The organism is Devosia sp. (assembly GCF_030689745.1).
Classification (GTDB): Bacteria; Pseudomonadota; Alphaproteobacteria; order Rhizobiales; family Devosiaceae; genus Devosia; species Devosia alba.
This window is the reverse complement of sequence record NZ_JAUYGL010000178.1, coordinates 1-6473: the sequence shown is the minus strand read 5'-3', so window position 1 is coordinate 6473 and position 6473 is coordinate 1. Positions and strand designations below refer to the sequence as shown.

At 58.1% G+C, this 6473-nt stretch carries 4 protein-coding genes; all 4 read left to right on the top strand.

What is annotated here, in order from left to right; all coding sequences use genetic code 11:
* Nucleotides 1–2363: DEAD/DEAH box helicase (locus Q8O80_RS15480; protein ID WP_305580832.1), on the top strand; the 2363-nt coding region annotated here is incomplete at its 5' end.
* A 252-nt stretch (nucleotides 2364–2615) separates the two neighbouring features.
* The gene (repA, locus tag Q8O80_RS15475; RefSeq protein WP_305580830.1) at nucleotides 2616–3830 is read left to right on the top strand and encodes a plasmid partitioning protein RepA; all 1215 of its coding nucleotides are present in this window, start codon (nucleotides 2616–2618) and stop codon (nucleotides 3828–3830) included.
* Nucleotides 3827–4858 carry a plasmid partitioning protein RepB gene (repB, locus tag Q8O80_RS15470; protein ID WP_305580828.1) on the top strand — a complete coding sequence of 344 codons (1032 nt, stop codon included), beginning with the start codon at nucleotides 3827–3829 and terminating at the stop codon, nucleotides 4856–4858. Before repA ends, repB begins: the two co-directional genes overlap by 4 nt.
* A 266-nt stretch (nucleotides 4859–5124) precedes the next feature.
* Nucleotides 5125–6453 (top strand): plasmid replication protein RepC, encoded by a 1329-nt coding sequence (repC, locus tag Q8O80_RS15465; RefSeq protein ID WP_305580826.1) that lies wholly within the window; start codon nucleotides 5125–5127, stop codon nucleotides 6451–6453.
* Nucleotides 6454–6473: the final 20 nt, after the last annotated feature.

Genomic DNA, 6473 nt, shown 5'->3' with positions numbered 1-6473 from the left:
CGACACTTCCGGATGCGACGCGGAGGCCCGCCCGGACACGACAGGCGCAGCTGACGCTGGCATCCGCAAATGCCCATGAGGGGCTTTACCGATACGGGCGAACATCCGTCACCCTCCCCTGTCTGTCGCTGCGATTTCTCTATGAAGGGCATGCGGTGTCGTTGATGGAAGCCGATGAGCCGCGGTTCATTGAAGACAATACCCTTGTGACGCTTGAACGTGATCACGAGTGGGAGAATGAAAGCCATGTCCTGATACAGGAATCCGGGGCTATCCCGATTGACGAGCTGGAATTGCATAGCCCGAGCGATGGGCTGGCGCGATATGACTTTGTCTTCGCCGATGGCGAGATGAATGAGCTGACCTTTGAGATCAGCCGGATCGAAGCGGCGCTCGAGTTCACTGCGCGCGTTCTCCCAACCTTGCGCACTCAAGGGTGGGAAATCGAGATCACCTCGAAATGGCCTTATCAGATCGAAGAGGCCGAGACCCGACTGTCGGTCGAGACTGTCGGGGCATCGGGAGAGACCTTTGGCGGATACGGCTGGTTCGATCTGGGTTTCAAGGTCGAGGTGGCCGGCAAAACCCATGATCTGGCCCCGCTGATAGCAGCCTATCTGGAACAGCTGGGTGACGAGTTTGGGGATGCGGTGCCCGATCTCGAGTCATTGCGGACCCATCTGATGGCGCGCCCGGCCTTCATTGAACGCATGCGCGGACGCTATGTAGCCATTGACCTGAGCCCGATCGCATCTGTGCTGCACCTGTTTCTGCTGCATCACGGGACAGGACGGATGCACCCGTCGGAATCCACTCTTGTTCATGAAGTGGCCGAGGCGCTGGCGGGCAGTGAGGTGCGCTTTGCCGATCATGCCGGCATTCTGCCGCTGGCGCGCAGTCTGCAAGCCCTGGGGAAAGTCACAGCCATCGCACAGCCTCAGGGGCTTTGCACCCAACTGCGCCCCTATCAGGGTTTTGGCGCCGCGTGGTTGGGCACTCTGATCGGTGCAGGCTTTGGCGGGGTGCTGGCCGACGACATGGGATTGGGCAAGACCGTGCAAACTCTTGCCCTCTTGCTGGCGCGGCGCGAAAGCGGGAACGCCCGGGGGCCAGCGCTTCTTGTTGTGCCCACCAGCCTCATCCATGGCTGGCAGGATCAGGCTGCGCGCTTTGCCCCCGATTTGCGTCTTCTGATCCTGCACGGCACCGGACGGCATTCATTGACCGGTGAGATTGAAAGCGCCGATCTGGTGGTAACCACCTATCCGTTGCTGGCGCGCGATAAGGACCTGCTGGCATCTGTCCGTTGGGATCTGGTGATCGTCGACGAAGCGCAGGTCCTCAAGAACCCCGCATCCCAGATGGCCAAGGCTCTACGCGATATTCCCTCGGCCGGTCGATTGGCCCTGACCGGCACTCCGATGGAAAACTCCCTGCAGGACCTCTGGACGCTGTTCGACTGGATCAATCCCGGGCTGCTGGGGGATCGCAAGACCTTTCAGAAGCTGTTTCGCACGCCCATCGAGAAACAGGGGGACCCACGCGCACAGGCGCGGCTCAATCGGCGTGTGCGCCCATTCCTGCTGCGCCGCACCAAGAAGGCCGTAGCTTCCGAGCTGCCGCCGCGTACCGAAATTATCGAAAGGGTTGAGCTCACCAAATCGCAACAGGCCCTCTATGAGACCGTGCGCAGCGTCATGGATGCCCGGGTGCGTGATGCAATTTCCAAGCGCGGATTGGCCGCCGCACGCATCACCATTCTTGATGCTTTGTTGAAACTGCGCCAGGTCTGCTGCGACCCCGCCCTTGTGAAGTCCGAGGCTGCACGGCTGGTGAGCGACAGCGCCAAGCGTGCACGGCTGAAAGAATTGCTGGAGGAACTGGTGGCCGAGGGGCGGCGCGTGCTGATATTCTCGCAATTCGTCGAGATGCTGGGGCTGATCGCTTCGGACCTGGATGCGCTCGGAATTCCCCATCTCACCCTGACCGGTCAGACCCGCAAGCGGGCCCAGGTTCTGGAAGAATTCCGGGACGGTTCCGCCCCGGTGTTTCTGATCAGCCTCAAAGCGGGTGGAGTGGGTCTGACCTTAACCGAGGCCGATACAGTGATCCTATATGACCCGTGGTGGAACCCCGCGGTGGAACGGCAGGCGATGGACCGCGTGCACCGGATCGGACAGGACAAGCCCGTCTTCGTTCACCGTCTGGTCGCAGCCGGCACTGTCGAAGAGAAGATCCTCGCCCTTCAGGCCCGCAAAGAGGCTCTCGCTGATGCGCTTCTGGCGGACAATGCAGATGAGGGCACTGCAGGATTGATTGATGAGGAGATTCTGGCTGACCTATTCGCGCCGCTCGGCACATGACCGCTACTTCCGAGTCACAGCGCCATACTGTAATGGCGTATCTTATTGAAAAAATTGCCAGAATGCGTGTCGCGAGATCCCAATGTCATTTATTGGGTCTTAACAGTCCGATTGTCTGAGCTTGGCCAGATTCTGCTGTTAAGTTTCTGTTAACCTTAAACCGCTGGACGCGCATACCGAATCGTGGCCTAACTTTGTCGGGCAAGGGGCGTTAAAACGCCTTCAGGCCGACAAAGAGGAATCGCAACGACAATGGTTGTACCAATTGCATCAATCCCGGAGACGAGCGATCCAGCGGATAAGATTGTCCGGCATGCGAGCTTGCTTTCAAGCCACTTGCAGGCTCGACGCCAACAGATGTACCCGCCGGATGCTCAGAAGAGCCTCAGGTTCTTCATGACCCATGAGGTGTCGAAGCTCACATCAATTCCGGAATCGACCCTCAAGTTAATGTCCAACGAGGGGAAAGGTCCGGTTCCGGCGCGACTGGAAAACAACCATAGAGCATATACTCTTGCGCAGATTAACGAACTGAGAGAGCTGTTTGCCAGCCAAAAGCCTGCCGAGGCGCTAAGATATCTGCCGCACCGACGTGAAGGTGAGCATCTCCAGATCCTTGCGGTCGCCAATTTCAAGGGCGGTAGCGCGAAAACGACGACCAGCGCGCATCTCGCACATTATCTGGCGCTCTCTGGCTACCGCGTGCTCGCGATCGATCTGGACCCACAAGCGTCGCTGTCTGCGATGTTTGGTGCGCAGCCTGAGATGGATGTCCAGCAGAACGAGACCATCTACGCGGCTCTGCGTTACGATGACGAGCGGCGCCCGATCCAGGAAATAATTCGCAAGACTTACTTCTCTGGAATCGACCTCATTCCGGGAAACATCGAGGTCATGGAATACGAACATGAGACCCCGCGGGTCCTTGCGCAGAAACTCAATGGTAGTCAGAGCATCTTCTTCGAGCGCCTCCGGCTCGTGATCGCCGAGGTTGAAAACGATTATGATGTCGTAATACTCGACACCCCCCCTTCTCTCGGCTTCTTGACGCTTGGTGCCATTTACGCTGCGACTGGCCTTCTTGTGACCGTGCATCCGGCAATGCTTGACGTCATGTCGATGAGTCAGTTCCTGCTCATGATGGGGGATCTGATTTCGGTTATCCGTGATGCCGGCGCTGAGTTGCATCAGGACTTTCTCCGTTACGTTGTGACGCGGCATGACCCCAACGACCAGTCCCAGGTACATGTTGTGTCGATGCTAAGGCATCTGTTCGCGGAGGACGTTCTTACGCCGACGGCAGTTGAGAGCGCCGCGATAGAGACAGCCGGACTTGCAAAAAGGACACTCTACGAATTGGAAACCGGCAATGTGGGGGCCGCCACGGTCAAGCGTGCAAGGGAATCCATCGACGCTGTCAACGGGCGGATAGTTGACTTGATCGCAGAAAGCTGGGGGCGGATATGACCAGAAAAAGATCAGGTAAGTCGATCCTCGCGAACTTCGGAGCATTTTCCGAGCCGGCTCCGTCTGATGGTAATGCCGGGCAGGCTGAAGGTGAAACAAGACCTCTCCCCGTGCAGCCGCTTGCGCGGGTCGGTGCGGGCGTCATTGGCGCCACGCATAGGTCGCTCAGCGACCTCCGTGAACAGCGGGATCGACTTCAGGCTATTGTCGACGCCGGAGTTGGTTTGGAGATCGATCCGGCATTGATAGACCCTTCCCCGTTTCCCGATCGGCTTCCGGACGACAACAGCGTCGATTTTGATAAGTTGAAGAGGCTCATCGCCGAGGAAGGCCAGAAGCTGCCAGTCCAGGTGCGCAAGCACCCGGGCGCTGAAGGCCGGTACCAGGTCGTCTACGGGCACCGGCGTTGGCGTGCGGCAAAGGAGCTTGGCATCAAGCTCAAAGCTACCGTAATGGATCTTTCTGACGCCGAACTTGTGGTCGCTCAGGGAATTGAAAATGCCGCGCGTCAGGATCTCAGCTGGATTGAGCGCGCCCTGTTTGCCTGGCGTATGGACGAGGCAGGTATCAAGCCTCGAGACATTCGTGCGGCGCTTTCGATTGATGACCCCGAGCTTGCACGCCTGCGATCGGTGTGCCGGGTTCTGCCTCAGGACATCATTGAAGCAATAGGACGAGCTCCGAAGGTTGGGCGGCCCCGATGGGTCACACTGGCTGATGCGGTATCGGCAGAGCCTGATGTGCTTAGCCGTGTTCGCAAAATCTTGTCAGGTGACAAGGTTTTAAGCCTTCCGTCCGATGAGCGCTTCAAGCAAGCGCTTGCTGTCGCGAAGAAGGTTCCACCGAAGAAGCAAAGCAGTCTGGCGCTAAGAGGTCCGACCGGAGAGGTTGTCGGAAAGGCAGTGTTTTCTGAAGTCGCTGTGAAGCTGACGATTGAAGAAGCTCAAGCGTCGGCGTTTGCCGATTTTATGGAGGAAGAACTGCCAGCGCTGATTGAAAGGTTCTTCGCTCGAGAGAGCGAGAGGTGAACTTGGGCTCGCGTAACAACCTTGTCAGCTGACAAGGTTGTTTGAGCCTGAGGCCGTGCTGACCTTGGTCAGTTTTGGCAATGAGTGCGTAACCCACTGCGAAAGGAAACAGACAGCAAAAGAAAAAGGCCCCCGAAAACACATCTCCGGAAGCCCTTCTCAAGCTTAGCAACTATGAGAATCCCACTTCCGCGAATCATAGTCAAGAGTCTTTGGCGTCATTTTCGGCGAGCAGATTTCTTTTGCCTAGCAATAGGTGAAGAACAATGCAGACACATACCCCAACGACGCCCTTCGGGCGGCGGACAATGTCGCTTGGCATGATGGCAAGCCAGGCTATCGCAAAAGCGGTGCCGGAAGGCACGCAAGTTCAGAAATGGAAAGTGTTCCACTCGATCCGGGAGGCGCGCGAATTGCTCGGCGCCACGGACCGCTCGCTCTCTATTCTCAATGCCCTGCTCTCCTTCCATCCGGAAACAGAGCTTTCGGGCGGCGGAGAATTGATCGTGTGGCCTTCGAACGAGCAACTGATGGCTCGTGCCAACGGCATGCCGGCGACAACGCTGCGGCGTCATCTGGCGGTCCTCGTGGACTGTGGGCTGATCATCCGGAGAGACAGTCCAAACGGCAAGCGATTCGCCCGCAAGGGCAGGGGCGGTCAAGTCGAGCAGGCCTACGGTTTTGACCTTTCTCCGATCGTTGCGCGGGCTGAGGAGTTCTGCGAGTTGGCAGAGACCATCAGGGCCGAGAAGAATGCCTTTCGGGTCGCCAGGGAGCGGCTCACGCTGCTGCGCCGCGATGTCGTCAAACTCATTGAGGCAGCCATTTCGGAGAATGTGCCCGGGAACTGGGGCAAAATACATGAGACCTATCAATCCATCATGAGCCGCCTGCCCCGTTCGGCGCCAAGGCAGCTCATTGATGACGTATGCTCTGATCTTCACGGTCTCTACTCGGAGATCCGTGAGGTACTGGAATCATTTGGGGAAACACAGAATCCGGGCGCCAATGAGTCCCATTTTGGATGCCACATACAGAATTCAAAACCAGACTCTAATTTTGAATCTAAATACTGCTCTGGAAATAAAGAGGAAGCGGGCGGCACCGCCACGGAACCCGACAATGTGCGGAGTATGCCGAAACGGGAATTGCCTTTGGGAATTGTGCTCGACGCCTGCCCGAACCTGGGGGAACTGGCGCAAGGCGGCGGTATCCGACACTGGCGGGACTTTCTGGCCGCGGCGGAACTGGCGCGGCCGATGCTGGCGATCAGTCCCAGCGCCTGGCGTGAAGCCTGCGAGGTGATGGGCGAGCAGCACGCGGCGATCGCACTGGCGGCAATCTATCAGCGAACTGACCAGATCAGCAGCGCCGGGGGGTATCTGCGCAGCCTGACCGACAAGGCGAGGGAGGGCAAATTCTCGACCTGGCCAATGGTTATGGCCCTGTTGCGTGCCAAACTCGACGCTCAAAAATCCTCGGACAAAGTGCCTGTAAGGCCATTGGATGACGGCGACGGCAACGGGGGCGGCGGTACTGGCCTTATGGTCTCGGAATCCCTGCTGAAAACTCTGCGGAACCCGAGGTTCAGATGATTGCCGGATATGCGACGCTC

Excerpts from the sequence above, each read along its gene's own strand:
- repA (WP_305580830.1), top strand. The coding sequence starts at position 2,616 with ATGGTTGTACCAATTGCATCAATCCCGGAGACGAGCGATCCAGCGGAT.
- repB (WP_305580828.1), top strand. The coding sequence starts at position 3,827 with ATGACCAGAAAAAGATCAGGTAAGTCGATCCTCGCGAACTTCGGAGCA.
- repC (WP_305580826.1), top strand. The coding sequence starts at position 5,125 with ATGCAGACACATACCCCAACGACGCCCTTCGGGCGGCGGACAATGTCG.